Source organism: Sedimentitalea sp., assembly GCF_039973035.1.
Lineage (GTDB): Bacteria > Pseudomonadota > Alphaproteobacteria > Rhodobacterales > Rhodobacteraceae > Sedimentitalea.
In genome coordinates this window covers 91,314-107,103 of sequence record NZ_JBDWLR010000094.1, presented here as the reverse complement: position 1 = coordinate 107,103, position 15,790 = coordinate 91,314, and the positions used below count along the sequence as shown (strand labels likewise).

Sequence of the window (15,790 nt, the reverse complement as noted above, 5' to 3'; positions counted from 1 at the left end):
TGGAAATCTCAGCGTTTACCTTTTGTTAACCCGAGGCTTTCAATCGACTCGGGACTGTGTCAAATTTTATCTAAGGGCTCAGCCCTTGTGAAAAGCGGTCGCCGCTGAATGAATGTCCCTCCAAACTGGTTCTCTCACCAGTTCGACGGTTTTCAGCGGCGACCTTTTCGGTTCTCCCCCTTTCCGCTGATTTGCCACGCGCCAGTTGCGCTGTACTGGCACCTGCCCTACATGGCCTGTCATGACAGAAGTTCTTCATATTGTCGGTGGCGGCATGGCCGGTTCCGAAGCGGCGTGGCAGGCGGCGCAAATGGGCGTGAACGTGGTGATCCACGAGATGCGCCCCAACGTCGAAACCTTTGCCCACAAGACCGGCAACCTCGCCGAGATGGTCTGCTCCAACTCGTTCCGGTCTGACGATTCCGAACAGAACGCAGTCGGACTGCTTCACTGGGAAATGCGTGCCGCGGACGGCTTGGTCATGTCCGCCGCCGACGCGCATCGCCTGCCTGCCGGTGGCGCGCTTGCCGTTGATCGTGATCCATTTGCCGAAACCGTAACTGCCCGACTCATGGCGCACCCTCGCATATCTGTGTCCTATGAGGAAATCACCGCTCTGCCCGACGAAGGAAGCTGGATCCTGGCAACCGGCCCGCTGACCTCTGCCGGGCTGGGGGCCGCCATTCAGGCCGAGACCGGGCGCGAGGCGTTGGCGTTTTTCGACGCCATCGCCCCGATCATCTATTTCGACAGCATCGATATGTCCAAAGCATGGATGCAGTCACGCTATGACAAGGGCGAAACCGAGGAAGAGCGCACCGCCTATCTCAACTGCCCGATGGACAAAGCCCAATACGAGGCCTTCATCGACGCCTTGCTCGCCGCGGACAAGACCGAGTTTCACGAGGGCGAAACGGCTGGCTATTTCGACGGCTGCCTGCCGATCGAAGTGATGGCGGAACGCGGTCGCGAAACCCCGCGCCACGGCCCGATGAAACCCGTCGGCCTGACCAACCCGCATCAGCCCGACATCAAGGCCCATGCCGTAGTCCAGCTGCGCCGCGACAATGCGCTCGGAACGCTTTATAATATTGTCGGTTTCCAGACCAAGATGAAATACGGCGCCCAGACCGAGGTGCTGCGCATGATCCCCGGCCTCGAAGACGCCCGTTTTGCACGACTGGGAGGCATACATCGCAATACCTTCCTCAATTCCCCGCGCCTTCTCGACGACCGCATGCGCCTGAAATCACGGCCCAATATTCGCTTTGCCGGACAGATCACCGGGGTTGAGGGCTATGTTGAAAGCGCCGCAATGGGCCTGCTCGCCGGGCGCATGGCCGCATCCGAGTTGCTGGGTCAAGACATCGCCCCACCCCCGCCCATGACGGCCACAGGGGCTCTGATCACGCACATCACCGGCGGAGCGGATGCCAAAACGTTCCAGCCAATGAACGTGAATTTCGGGCTCTTTCCCCCGGTTGAAGGGCTGAAAGGCGGTCGTCGGGGGCGCAAGGACCGATACAAGGCCTATACTGACCGAGCCAAGGAAAACTGGCTCGCGTGGCTTAGGCAGACAGCACTGGACGCGGCCTGATATTGCCCCCTAGTCTGACGGCATGACAAACGGATTTCTTGATAAGGCCTATGGCGCGCGCGACGCTGCCAGCACGCGTCAACTCTATGATGACTGGGCTGCCAACTACGAGGCGGAAATCGCCGAGAACGGCTATGCCACACCGGGCCATTGCGCCGCCGCACTGCGTGCCTATTCGAAGGATCCACAACACCCGGTTCTTGATTTCGGCTGCGGCACCGGGCTTTCAGGGCTGGCTCTCAAGTTGAATGGGTTCACCTGCATCGACGGCGTCGATCTGTCTGCTGAAATGCTGGAGCAAGCCCGCGCCAAACAGATCTATCGCAGACTCGATCAAATCGCTCCCGATGCCCCCCTTTCCCACGCTCCCGGCGACTATGCTGCAATCGCAGCTATCGGAGTCATCGGCGCGGGGGCGGCTCCTATATCGGCATTTGACACGATGATGGCCGGGCTAGCATCCGGTGGCCTGCTTGTGTTTTCCTTCAATGATCACGCGCTAGAGGATCCAGCCAATGAGGGCAGGCTGAATGAATATCTCGACTGTGGCGCTGCGCGATTGCTCTTCAAAGAGTATGGTGACCACCTCCCCGGGATCGATCTCAAGTGCAACGTATATGTTGTTGAAAAAACGTGAACTTCACGACCCGTTTTGCCCCGTCCCCAACCGGACCTCTGCATCTGGGCCATGCCTATTCCGCGCTCCTTGCCCATGACATGGCAACGGCGCGCAACGGGCAATTCCTGTTGCGGATCGAAGACATCGATCAATCCCGCGCCCGCCCTGAATGGGAGGACGCAACCTATACTGATCTGCATTGGCTCGGTCTGAACTGGCCCGCCCCGGTAATGCGCCAGTCAGAGCGCGGCGCGGCCTATGGTGAGGCATTGAATCAACTCTGGACCCGAGGACTGCTCTATCCCTGCACTTGTACGCGCCGGGACATCGAAGCCGCAGCTTCCGCTCCGCAAGAAGGCGCCCCTCTCCACGGCCCCGATGGGGTGATCTATCCCGGTACCTGCCGTCCTAAGGAGCCCAAAACAACGCTGCCCATTCCGAAAGACACTGCATTGCGCCTCGATATCGCGCGTGCACTCGCCACTTTGCCGCCAGAACCGCTATGCTTCACTGAAACCGGAGCGGGACCTGATGGCGCAAGCGGTGTCATCACAACTGCCAAATCTGACCTCTTGGCCAGCGTGGGTGACGTGGTGCTGCTGCGCCGCGACATGGGCACATCCTATCATTTGTCAGTCGTACTCGACGATGCCATCCAGGGCATCACCGATGTTGTGCGGGGACGAGACCTGTTTGAAGCCACTCAGATCCATGTCCTGCTGCAACAGCTTCTCGGCTTTCCAACCCCAACCTACCATCACCACCGACTGATACGCGATGACACCGGAAAACGGCTCGCCAAACGAGATGACGCCCGTGCAATTGCAAAGTATCGCGCCGAGGGAGCTACCCCCACCGACATCCGCGCGATGATTGGCCTCTAACCAGCCACCGCTATTTCATCTTTGCAAAATACTCCGGGGAGTTTGAGGGGCAGCGCCCCTCATCCAACCAGCGAAGCATCAGTGCTCCGGTGCCATCAGTTCGACCTCTTCGCCATCCCGCACAGCCGTGTAAAAACAACTCCGCCGATTTGTATGACAGGCCGGACCGGTTTGGCGAACGGTCACCAGGACGCAATCCTTGTCGCAATCGAACCGAAACTCGACCAGCTCCTGAACGTGTCCCGAGCTTTCTCCCTTGACCCAGAACGCCTGCCGCGACCGCGACCAATAGGTGACCCGCCCGCTTTCCAATGTCCGCCGCACAGACTCGGCATTCATCCAGGCCATCATCAGAACCTCACCGGTCTCCGAATCCTGCGCAATGGCCGGTATTAGCCCGGCTTCATTATAGACCAAGGTATCAGGTTCAAAGGACATGGCGGAAAACCTTTTGCATCACAGTTTCCCGGCCTTATGTATGGAGAAGTCAGCAAGAGGGAAAGACATGTCCGGCGATACCGACCTGATCAAACTCTATTCGGCCCGCATTCTCGCGCTGGCCGCCGACATTCCGCACCTCGAACGGCTCGACTCCCCTGATGCAACAGTCAAGAAACGCTCTCCGCTCTGCGGGTCGACCGTTACGGTCGATGTTTGCGTTGATGACGGTCGGATCACTGAATTTGGACAGGACGTCAAAGCTTGTGCGCTCGGGCAGGCCTCTGCGTCCGTCGTCGGGAGCGCAATCATCGGCGCAACGCGCGCGCAGGTCGAAACCGCCCGCGATCAGCTCAAGGCAATGCTGAAACAAGACGGCCCGGTGCCCGACGCCCCGTTTGACGGTCTCGAAGTGTTGATTCCGGCGCGTGACTACAAGAACCGCCACGCCTCGATCCTCCTCGCACTCGAAGCCACCGCCGAGGCGATCGAACAGGCCGATCAGGCGAACTGCGCCTGACTCACAAAAAAAACCGCCGCACATCCCGGGCGGATGGCGGCGGCAGTCAAAGCTCTCTCATGCGGGATCCGGATCGACCGGTGGGACCAAGAGGCATGGACCCGAGGGGAACAGGACAGGACCCACTTGCATCGATATGGGACGTGATGCAGGCCGTCCGGCATGAGATTGCAGGCAGAAACAGAGAAACTCGTATCAATAAAGTCCGGGCAGATGCAGCGCGACCATCAGCATGACAACCAGTGCTCCGGCCCCGATTGCGTCCTGCAGTAGCGTATCTTGGGTACGGCGAAAGACGGTTTTGATCTGGCTCATCATGGCGTTTGCTCTCCCGGTCAGTCGTTAAGCATTTGTTGACCTTTTGTTCTCATTTTGAACCACTTTTGTAAAGAACTTTTTGAGAACATTTGCGAACTTTTCGGGATTTCGCAGCTAACCCACTGAAATCAAATGGATCGCGCGATTCTGCCGCATCAGCCACAAAAGCACCCGCGCGGCACGCCCCCGATCGGTGCTCAGATCCGGATCCTTGGCCAGCAAAGCGCGGGCATCACTTTGGGCGACCGCCATTAACCCCGCCTGTCGTTCCAGATCGGCAATCTGAAAGCGCGGCAACCCGGATTGCGCGGTGCCGATGACATCGCCAGCCCCGCGCAGTGTCAGATCGGTCTCGGCAATAACAAATCCGTCCTCGGTTTCACGCGAGACCTCCAACCGTTTGCGCCCTCCTTGGGACAAGGGCGATTGATACATCAGCAGACAGGTGGATTGCACCGATCCCCGGCCCACCCTGCCCCGCAGTTGGTGCAATTGGGCCAGTCCAAATGTTTCGGCACGTTCAATGACCATGATCGTCGCATTCGGAACGTTCACGCCGACTTCGATCACGGTGGTTGCGACCAGAACCTTGGTTTCGCCCGCCTGAAATGCCGCCATCGCGGCGTCTTTTTCCGCCGGTGGCATCTGACCATGCACCAGCCCCACAATGCCTTCGCCCAGCACCGCGCGCAGTCGTTTGAACCGATCCTCGGCAGAGGTCAGATCGACGAGTTCGGATTCCTCAACCAGTGGGCACACCCAATAGCATTGCCGCCCGTCATCAATCGCACCGCGCAGGTGCCCAATCACTTCATCCATGCGATCGGTGCTGACAACGGCAGTCTTGATCGGCTTGCGCCCCGGTGGCTTTTCATCCAGCACCGATACGTCCATGTCACCATATTGCGCCAGCGCGAGACTGCGTGGAATCGGTGTCGCGGTCATCACCAGCACATCCGCTGCAACGCCCTTCTCGGCGAGTTCCATCCGCTGTCTCACGCCGAACCGATGCTGCTCGTCGATGATCGCCAGCCGCAAATCGCGAAACGTCACATCAGGCTGAAACACCGCATGGGTTCCCACTAAAATCTGGATCTTGCCCTCTGACAAGGCGGCCAGCTTGGCCTTGCGTTCGCTTCCCTTGTCCCGCCCAGTGAGAAGCTCCAGCACGACTCCGGCGTCATCCGCCAATGGGCTCAACGCCTCAAGGTGCTGACGGGCGAGGATTTCGGTTGGGGCCATCATAACACCCTGACCGCCCGCTTCGACAGCAACCAGCAAGGCAATGAACGCCACCAAGGTCTTGCCCGCGCCCACATCGCCCTGCAACAGCCGGTTCATTCGCTGCGGTGCCGCCATGTCGGCAGCAATCTCCTCGAACGCTCTGGATTGTGCCGTGGTTGGCCGATACGGTAATGATTGCAGCACCTTGCCCTGCAAACTTCCAGTGCCGCTGCTGACGATCCCCCGCGCCTTTCGCTCCATCTGCCGAGCGAGCGCAAGCGTCAACTGATGCGCCATCAACTCGTCATAGGCCAGCCGCGCGCGCGCAGGCGTGGTCGCCATGACATCATCCAGACCGGCGGGGGAATGGGCCGCGTGCATCGCCGTTGCCCAATTAGGCCAGCCCTGACGCTGTGCCTGATCGGCATCAATCCATTCCGACAACTCGGGCACCCGCGCCAAGGCACCTTGCACCGCTTTGTACATGGTCTTTTGCGTAATGCCCTGCGTCAGATGATAGACCGGTTCAAATTCGGGGATTTCGCCGGCGTCTTCTGGCGGTAGCATATGGTCGGGATGCACCATTTGCGCCATGCCATCAAAGAGTTCGAGTTTGCCTGACACGACCCGCCGTGCGCCCTCAGGTAGCTGCCGTTTCAGGAAATCGCCGCGGGCGTGGAAAAACACCAGTTGAAAATCAGCCTGCGAATCCTCCACATGAACCCGATAGGCGCCGCCACGCCCCGAAGACGGACGATGCGCGCCAATCGTAACTTCGACTGTCAAAGTGGAAGGCAAATCAACCCCTTTGATCGTATCGCGGCGGCGGCGATCAACGACAGCGTAAGGCAACGAAAACAACAGGTCACGCGGCGTTTCGAACCCAAGTTGGCCGAAGCTCTGGGCGGTCTTCTGGCCGACACCCGGTAGGGTTTCCAGCCCGGCGAACAGCGGAAAGAGCGGTTCCGGCCGACCGCTCATGCCGCGCCGATCAACTGCAGCCAACCGTCTTCATCCAACGTATCAATGCCCAATTCTGCGGCCTTCTTGGCCTTGGACCCTGCGCCGGGACCGGCAACCAGAATATCGGTTTTGGCACTCACGGAGCCGGATACCTTTGCACCCAAGGCCTCGGCCCGCGCCTTGGCTTCTGCCCGGGTCATCTTTTCCAGAGTTCCACTGAATACCACGGTTTTTCCCGCGACCGGGCTGCCGGATGTATCGGGGCGCATTGCCTCGTTGACCGTCAAATGCGCCACAAGCCGGTCGATGGAGGCCCGTTCGTTTTCTTGCGCGAAGGCCGTCACAAGCGATGTCGCCATCACCGTGCCAACACCGTCAATCGACAAGAGATCGTCCCAGTCCGGTCCTTCCATTGCGCTCGCGCCGGTCATCGCGGCTTCAAACGCGGTCCAAGTGCCAAAATGCGTGGCCAACAGGTTCGACGCCGCCTCACCCACATGACGCAGCCCCAAGGCAAAGATCAACCGACCAAGGGGAATGCTGCGCTTCTCGTCAATCGCATCAAAGAGCTTCTCTGCAGATTTTTCGCCCCAGCCCTCGCGGTTCCTGAGCTGTTGCATCCCGCTGCCATACCGCTCGCGCAGCGTGAAGATATCAGCGGGTTCCTTGATCCATCCATCCAGATAGAACTGTTCGACCTGCTTGGCGCCCATCCCTTCGATATCGAATGCTGCGCGCGATACAAAATGCTTCATCTTTTCAACAGCCTGTGCAGGGCAAATCATCCCCCCGGAACACCGCCGCACCGCATCGCCTTCTTCGCGGATCGCATCACTGCCGCATTCCGGGCAGACCGTTGGAAAGAGAAAGGGCTGCGTTTCTGCCGGGCGTTTGCTCAGGTCCACATCGGCAATCTTGGGTATCACATCACCGGCCCGGTAAACCTGCACCCAATCGCCAACTCGAATGTCCTTGCCGTCGCGAATCTCCTGTCCACGCGCATCCCGCCCGGCGATGTAATCTTCGTTGTGCAAAGTCGCATTGGACACAACCACCCCGCCAACCGTTACAGGAGTCAGTCGTGCCACCGGACTGAGCGCGCCGGTGCGTCCAACCTGAATATCGATGGCCTCCAACCGGGTCCAGGCAAGTTCAGCGGGGAATTTATGCGCGATCGCCCAACGCGGCGTTGTGGAGCGGAACCCCAACCGACCCTGCAGCGCCAAATCGTTGATCTTGTAGACGACACCGTCAATGTCATAACCCAATGTCGCGCGTTGCTCTTCGATCTCAGCGTAATGTGCGATCATATCTTCGGGTCCCGCACAAAGCATGGTCAGGGGATTGGTAGAAAATCCCATCTTTGCCAAACGCGCAAGTGCGCCCATCTGAGTCTCTGCCAAAGGCTCGGACAAGTCGCCCCAGCTATAGGCAAAGAACCGCAGTGGTCGCGATTTGGTGATGTTGGCATCCAGCTGCCGCAGCGACCCCGCCGCCGCATTTCGCGGGTTGGCAAACCGCTTGTCGCCGCGTTCCTCCTGCCGTGCATTCAGGGACGCAAAATCCGGGTGCGACATATAGACTTCGCCGCGCACCTCCAGAACCTCAAGCGCACCGCTCAAATTCTCAGGTATGTCATCGATTGTACGGGCATTGGCCGTCACATTCTCTCCGACCGAACCATCTCCGCGAGTCGCAGCCTCAGTCAAAACACCGTTCTCGTAGCGCAAGGAAAGAGACAACCCATCGATCTTGGGCTCTGCCGTGTACGCAAGCGGATCGTCCTCGGACATCCCCAAATACTTGCGAATACTGGTATCAAAAGCCCTGACATCGCCTTCATCAAACGCGTTCCCGAGCGACAGCATCCGCACTCTGTGCGCGACTTTGGCGAAACCGTCACCAACGCGGGCACCAACCTGTTCGGACGGACTATCCTCCCGCTTGAAATCGGGAAAGCGTGTTTCGATTTCAGCGTTGCGCCGCCGTAGGCTGTCATACTCGGCGTCCGACATCTCTGGCGCGTCGGAAACGTAATAGGCGGCGTTTGCGTTCTCAAGCAGCGCGGCAAGACGACTCAGTTCCGCCTTGGCCTCTTCTGCCGTCATCTCCGAAATGTCTGTCTTCTGTGTCAAAACTCCGCCCCACACCGGTTTTCAGACCAGTGATAGGGCGCAGCATGGGTCAGGTCCAGATCGCAATCGTCGTGAGTGGTGGTATCAACCCCGGCCCGACCCGGTCGAGATGCATGGTCGCGTGACTTTTCGTTCAGGCACCAACGGCGAGACGCGGGCTTTCTACCTGATCGCCCTGCGGATCGCGCAAGACATAACCCCGGCCCCAAACCGTTTCGATATAGCTTTCACCATCGGTCGCGTTGCTGAGTTTCTTGCGCAGCTTGCAAATGAAGACATCGATGATCTTGAGTTCCGGCTCGTCCATTCCGCCATACAGATGATTGAGGAACATTTCCTTTGTCAGGGTGGTCCCCTTGCGCAAACTCAGTAGTTCCAGCATCTGGTATTCTTTGCCGGTCAAATGCACAGGCTGGTCGCCGGCGCTGACCGTTTTCGCGTCAAGGTTGACCGCAATCTTGCCCGTATGAATGATAGACTGCGAATGGCCTTTGGATCTGCGAATAATAGCGTGAATTCGCGCGACAAGCTCTTCACGGTGAAATGGCTTGGTCAAATAGTCATCGGCGCCAAATCCAAATCCCTTGATCTTGTTTTCCGTATCATCTGCACCCGACAGAATGAGAATTGGTGTTTCAACCCGCGCAAGTCGCAGTTGCCGCAGGACATCGTGGCCATGCATATCTGGCAGATTCAGGTCCAAAAGGATCAAATCATAGTCATAGAGCTTTGCCAGATCGATGCCCTCTTCACCAAGATCCGTCGCATAGACGTTCAGGTTGGCGTGTGTCAGCATCAATTCGATGCTCTTTGACGTCGTTGGGTCATCTTCAACTAGTAATACGCGCATTCCAAGCTCTCCGCCTCAATCGTTTTCCCGTTCCGCATTAACCTTGAACAAGAAAAGTTAACCGTGCGTTACCGTCAAAATTGATTATGGCATTGCAACTTATGGTTGTCGATACTTTTTGAGTGACGTCGCCTTCAACGCATCTTCGCCATGGTCCGCGACGGCGGCGATCCAGCTTCTGAATTCCTCATCGCTCAGCCCGTATTGTCGAAGCGCATCGGGTTGCGTTATCAGCCCATACAGTACCCCGCGAACGACCGCTGCCTTGCGCGAGGCCACCCAACGTCGCGTATTGGCCGGGGGCAAATCAGCCCGCGTCATGATCGTCCCGTCCGGAAGCGTCACAGCGCGCGGACCCTCCACCTTTTTCAGAAACATCTGTCATTCCTCTACATCACCCACTCAAATGTGACGCAGCAGACTTAACGAGGCATGAAACCGCCCCTTGTGAGTCTCTAAGATTTTCCTATATTCTGCGAGGCCTTCCCAACCGTGCAGGAGACGCCGATATGGCGCTGGATACAGACACCCCGCTAAATTCACTTGGCTTTGCCAAAGCCCCGGCTGACACGCGGGTTGTCGTAGCCATGTCCGGTGGTGTCGACAGTTCCGTGGTCGCCGCGGTTCTGGCTGACGAAGGCTATGACGTGGTCGGGGTCACGCTTCAGCTTTACGATCACGGTGCTGCCCTTGCCAGGAAAGGCGCCTGCTGTGCTGGGCTTGATATCCACGATGCGCGTCGCGTCGCAGAGGAACGTGGCTTTCCGCATTACGTTTTGGATTACGAAAACATCTTCAAGGATGCGGTGATCGACGAATTTGCCGACAGCTATCTCGCTGGCGCGACTCCTGTGCCTTGCATCCGTTGCAACGAACGGGTCAAATTCAAGGATCTGCTCGAAACGGCCCGCGATCTTGACGCCGACTGCATGGCCACCGGTCACTACATCCAGCGCAAGGTTGGAGCCAACGGGCCGGAATTGCACAGTGCCGAAGATTCCGCACGCGATCAGTCCTATTTCCTGTTCTCCACCACCCCGGAACAGCTCGACTATCTGCGCTTCCCGCTGGGGCATTTGCCGTCCAAGGCCGAGACCCGCGCGCTAGCGGCCAAATACGGGCTCAGCGTTGCAGACAAGCCTGACAGCCAGGACATCTGTTTTGTGCCCAATGGCAACTATGCTGCAGTGATCGAGAAACTGCGCCCGGACGCCGCCGATCCGGGCGAAATCGTTCACGCCGATGGTCGGGTGCTGGGTCAGCATGACGGGATCATCCATTATACCATTGGTCAACGTCGTGGTCTGGGCATCGGCGGCTTGTCCGATCCGCTTTATGTGGTGCGCCTCGACGTCGACAAACGGCAGGTTATCGTCGGCCCCAAGGAACTGCTCGCCACGCGCACGGTTCCGGTCCGCGAGATCAACTGGCTTGGCGATGTCCCGCTGACCAGCCAGTCAGATTGGCATATCTCGGTCAAGGTCCGCTCGACCCGCCCTCCGCGCGAAGCGATCCTGCGGCCCATCACCGAAACAACGGCGACGGTAGAACTGCTTGACGCCGAAGAGGGAGTCTCTCCGGGTCAGGCTTGTGTGTTCTACGAGACCGGTGGCAGCCGGATTTTTGGCGGTGGCTGGATCTGGCGCGGTTGAACCCGACTTTAGGCTGGACCGTAGTATTGCCTCACAAAAGGTCCGTAGCGCTGTCGCTGAGCACGTAGAGACCGGCGACGATCATCACATAGGAGCCAAGCGGTTCCGCACGTTTGGTCCAGCCCGGTGCCAACCCGCCATGTCGGAGCGGAACGTATGCAGTGAGAGCCATCGCTGCAATCGCAAGCAACGCCCCCGCGACGCCCCAAAGCCTGTAGCCCGGCAGGCTGTCGGTCAGGATCGGCACCAGAACACCAAACGTGTCCGCTGACATGCCAAGGAACATCAGGATCAGAGCAATCAGCCCACTGCTCCGCGGTAGTTGATCGCCATCTGGCTCTGGCTTTTGCCTCGCCCGGCGCGCGACGTAAATCCCACGTATCCCCATCGCAATCGGCACCACGCCAAGATAACCGGACCGTCCGGAAAGAACATCGCTGGCGCCCAGCGACACTGCAACGGAAACGCCGAGAACCAACACTTGTGCCACGACATAGCCAGTCAAAGCACGTGCCGCACCAAGCGGGATCTGGATGACGAACAGAACCAACAGATTGTCGATGTTGGTCAGAACAAGCGCCAGGCCGGTGCTGGTTGCAAAGGCAAGGTAATCCATTGCGGCGCTAAAGACGTGCCAGCACGGCCCGCGCTGCGCGCAACCCCGGAGCGTCTCCGCCTCGCCCCAGCCGCTCCATGGTCAGCTCCATCGCCTGCATCTGCGCGCCGGGATTGTCCAGCACTTTGTCCAGCGCTGTAGAAATCTGATCCGGCTGACAATCCGGTCCCAGACATTCCGGAACCACGCGGGTGTCGCTGACCAGATTGACCAGGGTCACAGTATCAATCAAGGCCATACGGCTGATGATCTGCCAGCTCAGCCAGTTGAACTTGTAGGCCACCACCATGGGCGTCTGCGCGGCGGCCAGCTCCAACGAGACGGTGCCTGATGCCGCAAGGGCCACATCCGCCGCGTGGAACGCCGCTCGCTTGTGTGCCTGTGCAGTTTCCGCATCGAATGCCCTCGGATCGACCACAACCGTGCCCACGGGCCAGTCTGCAACCCGCTCGCGCACCAGATCGGCAACCGGGGCCGCTGCTGGGACAACGATGCGCAGATCCGGATGTGATTGCGCCAACCGGGACAGAGCCCGACCAAAGACCGGCGTCAGCCGCGACACCTCGCCTTGGCGCGATCCGGGAAGCACGAGCGCAAATCTCTGATTGCCGAGATCGAATGCCGACCGAAATGCCGCGACCTCTTCCGCGGTTGCCTGCGGCTCTGCCACCACCGGATGCCCGACAAAGTCGCACTGCATTCCGGCGGCTTCCATGTAGGGAGGTTCAAACGGGAACAATGCCAACACCTGGTCGATCATGCGCGCCATTTTCTGCGCCCGCCCTGGTCGCCACGCCCAGACCGTCGGTGCCACATAATGCACCGTGCGGATCGGCGCGGCGGCCTTGACCTGCTTGGCTACACGCAGGCAGAAATCGGGGCTGTCGATGGTAATCAGAACATCCGGCTGGGCCTTGATCACCGCTTGTGCCGTCTCCGCGATCCGTCGTTTTAGATGTGTATACTTCGGCAGAACTTCGGCAATGCCCATGACGCTCAGCTCGTCCATGGGAAAGCGGCTTTCCAGCCCCTGCGCCTGCATCTGTGCACCACCTACGCCTTCAAACTGCACGTCCGGTACAAGGCTTCGCAGCCCCGTCATCAACGCCCCCCCGAGGCGATCGCCCGATGGCTCTCCCGCGATCAGAAAGACACGCATCAGCTGTTCCGGTCCCGCACCCAGAGAAAGAGACCTGCCTTATCGCAAGCCGCAACAACCTCGGCTTGGTTCAGCACCATCACCCCATTGGTTTCGATCACCACACCCTGCAATCCGACTGCGGCAGCAGCACCGATGGTATCGACACCGATGGTTGGCATATCCGCGCGCGTGTCCTGATCCCGCTTGGGCGCCTTGAAGAGCACACCGCCTCTGGGGTCCGCTTCCAGCCGCGCGCCGAGGCTCTGCAGCATCCAATCCGTGCCGTACACCGTTTCGATGGCCAAGGCCTGCCCCGCCTGCACGACACAGCATTGCCCCACATCCGCCGCCGACATTGCGTCGACAATCTGCGCAGCGCGGTCGGCATCGGCGCGGGCCGTATCGTCGGGCTCACACCGCGTCATGCACCCCGTCGCGGGCAGCAGTCCAGGCGCGATCTCATGTGCCGAGCGAACCGCGAAACCGGCATGTTCAAATACCGAAATCACCGCCCGCAATGCACCATCATCGCCCTGAATCAACGCCTGTTGCAACACCGGTATCAACGGCATCGTTGCGGCATCAATGGCCGACGGTTCAATCGCCGGACGGTCGATGGCCCCGGCAAGACAAATCTGGTCCACGCCCTTTGCCTTCAGGTCAGCCAGCAAGCTGCCGAGTGTTTCCAGACGGAACGTCTCGTCGACTTTGACCCCATCCGGCTCAAACCCAGCGAGGGCACAAACAATCGGGCGGGTTTCAAGCTGCTGAACAAGAGCGTGGGGCAGCCCGCCTGCCCCTGCAATAAGCGCCAATCCCATCTGTCAGCGCCCCGGAACCAGAAAAGACCGGTCGGTATGGCCGAGAACAAAGTCCACCATTTCATGGACCTGCTGGCTGTCGGTCTCTTTGCCCAGACGTTCGACACGTTCGTGGAATGTCCCTTCCCCTTGCGCCAGCATCTGAAACGCCGCCCGCAACGCGGTGATGTCTGACCGCGCCACGCCGCGCCGTTTCAGACCGACGAGGTTCAGCCCGTGCAATTCTCCACGCGGAGCCTGCACGAGGCCATAGGGGATCACGTCGTTTGTCACCATGGTGACAGCGCCGATGATCGCGCCGCGCCCGATCCGCACCCATTGATGGATACCGGCCAGACCGCCGATGATCACGTCATCCTCAAGCACACAATGCCCAGCGATGGCCGCCGAGTTGACCACGATCACCCGGTCCCCGACCTGCGCGTCATGTGCAATATGACAACCCGCCATGAACAGCCCGTCATCGCCAACGCGAGTCACGCCCCCACCGCCATCGGTGCCGGCATTCATCGTCACATGCTCGCGAATGCGGTTGCGCGCGCCGACTACCAACCGACTGTCCTCGCCCTTGAACTTCAGATCCTGTGGAATCTCTCCGATCACAGCAAACGGAAAGATCACCGTGTCATCGCCAATTTCGGTCTTTCCGGTGACCACCACGTGGCTTTTGAGTTCGACACGATCACCCAGAACCACGTCTGCGCCCACGATGCACAGCGGACCGATGATACAGTCCTGCCCAAAACGGGCGCCGTCCTCGATCACCGCCGTTGGATGCACTTGCGTCATTCCGTCAGCCCTTGGGAAAGTCGATCATGGCGGTGAATTCTGCCTCGGCAGCAAGTTCACCGTCCACAGTTGCCTTGCCACCAAATTTCCAGACTTTGCCGCCCGGTCTGCCGCGCAGGGTTTCAAGCTCCATAATCAACACGTCGCCGGGGATAACCTTGCGGCGGAATTTGCACTTGTCGATCGACATGAAATAGATCAGCAAATCCTGATCCACCACGTCGGCACCAACACCGATCATCACGCCCGCCGTCTGGGCCATCGCCTCGACGATGGTTACACCGGGCATCACCGGTGCACCGGGAAAATGCCCCTGAAAATGCGGTTCGTTCATCGTGACATTCTTGAAGCCCCGCGCAGAGTTGGTACCGTTGATCTCTTCAACCTTGTCCACCAGCAGGAATGGATATCGATGTGGCAGGATTCGCTGGATCAGATGAATGTCTGCGCGTTTCAAGTCGTCTGTCATTAAACATGTTCCTGAAATTGAGGCTGCAGGAACCTGAGTAACAACCCGGTCCGGCTTGGGCAAGTTACACTGTCGCATTTCAGCAGTACCAAGCGGAGTAGCCATAGGACCATGACGGCTGATCTGCTGGCCGTTCGTCCGTGCGGTACTAGTGTTAGTCGGCGTCGGCAGGCGCATCCGCTGACGTGACACCATCCTTGATGGTCGCATTCAACCGGTTGATCGCGACCTCTGTCACGTCAATCGCAGTAACGCTCAGGAATACGCTGGAGCGTTCCAACACCACGCCGGCGCCGGCCTCGCGCATGAGATCCGTGAGGATCGGGCGCGCAGCCTGGATGAATTTGACCTGCTCTTCCTCGTTCCTTTGAACCAGCGCGCGGGCCTTGGCGTCCTGTGTTCGGCGGAATTCTTTGACCTTCACATCAAATGCATCGGCAAGCTCCCGGAACGCTGCCGCTTCCATACTCGGGCGGCGCTCGGTCAGTTCCTGTTCCTCATTGGTGAGTTCCTGCTCAATACGCCGGTTTTCCTTCGCAAGCTCTCCGCTTGCAGCCTCAAACTCACGGGCGACCCGCTGGCCAAAGGCAGAATCGCTGAACAGGCGTTCAGATGAAATCGTCAGGATCACGCTGTCCGGCAGACCAAGCGCTTGTGAAGATGCGCCTGTCGGAATCACAAGTAGCAGCAGGAGGACCCGGATCAAATCCGCCAGAGCGGACCTCATACGTGCCGCGAGATGCTTCATCTGAAA

General features: G+C 59.1%; 17 protein-coding genes. 5 read left to right on the top strand and 12 right to left on the bottom strand.

The window, feature by feature from the left end; all coding sequences use genetic code 11:
• The first annotated feature begins 241 nt into the window (after positions 1-241).
• Genes trmFO through gluQRS form a run of 3 tightly spaced genes read left to right on the top strand, consistent with a single transcriptional unit; the run spans position 242 to position 3,100 of the window.
• Positions 242-1,597 (top strand): methylenetetrahydrofolate--tRNA-(uracil(54)-C(5))-methyltransferase (FADH(2)-oxidizing) TrmFO, encoded by a 1,356-nt coding sequence (trmFO, locus tag ABJO75_RS25505; protein WP_348125177.1) that lies wholly within the window; start codon positions 242-244, stop codon positions 1,595-1,597.
• A 22-nt stretch (positions 1,598-1,619) separates the two neighbouring features.
• Entirely contained in the window at positions 1,620-2,234 is a 615-nt protein-coding gene (locus ABJO75_RS25500) for a methyltransferase domain-containing protein (protein ID WP_348125175.1), read from the top strand.
• Positions 2,231-3,100 carry a tRNA glutamyl-Q(34) synthetase GluQRS gene (gluQRS, locus tag ABJO75_RS25495; protein WP_348125173.1) on the top strand — a complete coding sequence of 290 codons (870 nt, stop codon included), beginning with the start codon at positions 2,231-2,233 and terminating at the stop codon, positions 3,098-3,100. Before ABJO75_RS25500 ends, gluQRS begins: the two co-directional genes overlap by 4 nt.
• A 78-nt stretch (positions 3,101-3,178) precedes the next feature.
• Here gluQRS and hisI read toward each other — a convergent pair whose 3' ends face one another.
• Positions 3,179-3,538 (bottom strand): phosphoribosyl-AMP cyclohydrolase, encoded by a 360-nt coding sequence (gene hisI / locus ABJO75_RS25490; protein WP_348125171.1) that lies wholly within the window; start codon positions 3,536-3,538, stop codon positions 3,179-3,181.
• Between the two features lie 67 nt (positions 3,539-3,605).
• Between hisI and ABJO75_RS25485 the strand changes: the two genes are divergently transcribed.
• Positions 3,606-4,058: an iron-sulfur cluster assembly scaffold protein gene (locus ABJO75_RS25485; RefSeq protein ID WP_348125170.1), complete on the top strand. Its 453-nt coding sequence runs from the start codon at positions 3,606-3,608 to the stop codon at positions 4,056-4,058.
• Between the two features lie 195 nt (positions 4,059-4,253).
• Here the strand turns inward: ABJO75_RS25485 and ABJO75_RS25480 are convergent, their stop codons facing one another.
• The 5 genes from ABJO75_RS25480 to ABJO75_RS25460 all read right to left on the bottom strand — a co-directional run bounded on the left by ABJO75_RS25480 (position 4,254) and on the right by ABJO75_RS25460 (position 9,926).
• Positions 4,254-4,376, bottom strand: coding sequence for a hypothetical protein (locus tag ABJO75_RS25480; protein WP_348125168.1), 123 nt, complete (start codon positions 4,374-4,376; stop codon positions 4,254-4,256).
• 114 nt (positions 4,377-4,490) lie between these two features.
• Positions 4,491-6,581, bottom strand: coding sequence for an ATP-dependent DNA helicase RecG (gene recG, locus ABJO75_RS25475; protein WP_348125687.1), 2,091 nt, complete (start codon positions 6,579-6,581; stop codon positions 4,491-4,493).
• Positions 6,578-8,671: an NAD-dependent DNA ligase LigA gene (gene ligA / locus ABJO75_RS25470; protein ID WP_348125685.1), complete on the bottom strand. Its 2,094-nt coding sequence runs from the start codon at positions 8,669-8,671 to the stop codon at positions 6,578-6,580. The genes recG and ligA overlap by 4 nt, the downstream gene beginning before the upstream one ends.
• A gap of 160 nt (positions 8,672-8,831) precedes the next feature.
• Positions 8,832-9,548, bottom strand: a complete 717-nt coding sequence (locus ABJO75_RS25465; RefSeq protein WP_348125166.1) for a response regulator transcription factor — start codon at positions 9,546-9,548, stop codon at positions 8,832-8,834.
• Positions 9,549-9,647: 99 nt separating this feature from the next.
• Complete coding sequence (locus ABJO75_RS25460; protein WP_348125165.1) at positions 9,648-9,926, bottom strand: DUF1153 domain-containing protein; 279 nt, start codon at positions 9,924-9,926, stop codon at positions 9,648-9,650.
• Between the two features lie 131 nt (positions 9,927-10,057).
• Here ABJO75_RS25460 and mnmA point away from each other — a divergent pair, with 131 nt between their 5' ends.
• A complete protein-coding gene (gene mnmA / locus ABJO75_RS25455) occupies positions 10,058-11,200 on the top strand; it encodes a tRNA 2-thiouridine(34) synthase MnmA (protein ID WP_348125163.1) in 1,143 nt (380 codons plus the stop codon).
• Between the two features lie 31 nt (positions 11,201-11,231).
• On the opposite strand, the gene ABJO75_RS25450 is transcribed toward mnmA, so the two are convergent.
• The 6 genes from ABJO75_RS25450 to ABJO75_RS25425 all read right to left on the bottom strand — a co-directional run bounded on the left by ABJO75_RS25450 (position 11,232) and on the right by ABJO75_RS25425 (position 15,784).
• Positions 11,232-11,816: a hypothetical protein gene (locus tag ABJO75_RS25450; protein WP_348125161.1), complete on the bottom strand. Its 585-nt coding sequence runs from the start codon at positions 11,814-11,816 to the stop codon at positions 11,232-11,234.
• 7 nt (positions 11,817-11,823) lie between these two features.
• Positions 11,824-12,975, bottom strand: coding sequence for a lipid-A-disaccharide synthase (gene lpxB, locus ABJO75_RS25445; protein WP_348125159.1), 1,152 nt, complete (start codon positions 12,973-12,975; stop codon positions 11,824-11,826).
• Positions 12,975-13,778: a UDP-2,3-diacylglucosamine diphosphatase LpxI gene (gene lpxI / locus ABJO75_RS25440; RefSeq protein ID WP_348125157.1), complete on the bottom strand. Its 804-nt coding sequence runs from the start codon at positions 13,776-13,778 to the stop codon at positions 12,975-12,977. Before lpxI ends, lpxB begins: the two co-directional genes overlap by 1 nt.
• Before the next feature lie 3 nt (positions 13,779-13,781).
• On the bottom strand, positions 13,782-14,567 hold the full coding sequence (gene lpxA, locus ABJO75_RS25435) for an acyl-ACP--UDP-N-acetylglucosamine O-acyltransferase (RefSeq protein WP_348125155.1): 786 nt from the start codon (positions 14,565-14,567) through the stop codon (positions 13,782-13,784).
• A 4-nt stretch (positions 14,568-14,571) separates the two neighbouring features.
• Positions 14,572-15,036, bottom strand: a complete 465-nt coding sequence (gene fabZ / locus ABJO75_RS25430) for a 3-hydroxyacyl-ACP dehydratase FabZ (RefSeq protein WP_348125153.1) — start codon at positions 15,034-15,036, stop codon at positions 14,572-14,574.
• A gap of 154 nt (positions 15,037-15,190) precedes the next feature.
• On the bottom strand, positions 15,191-15,784 hold the full coding sequence (locus ABJO75_RS25425) for an OmpH family outer membrane protein (RefSeq protein ID WP_348125151.1): 594 nt from the start codon (positions 15,782-15,784) through the stop codon (positions 15,191-15,193).
• Positions 15,785-15,790: the final 6 nt, after the last annotated feature.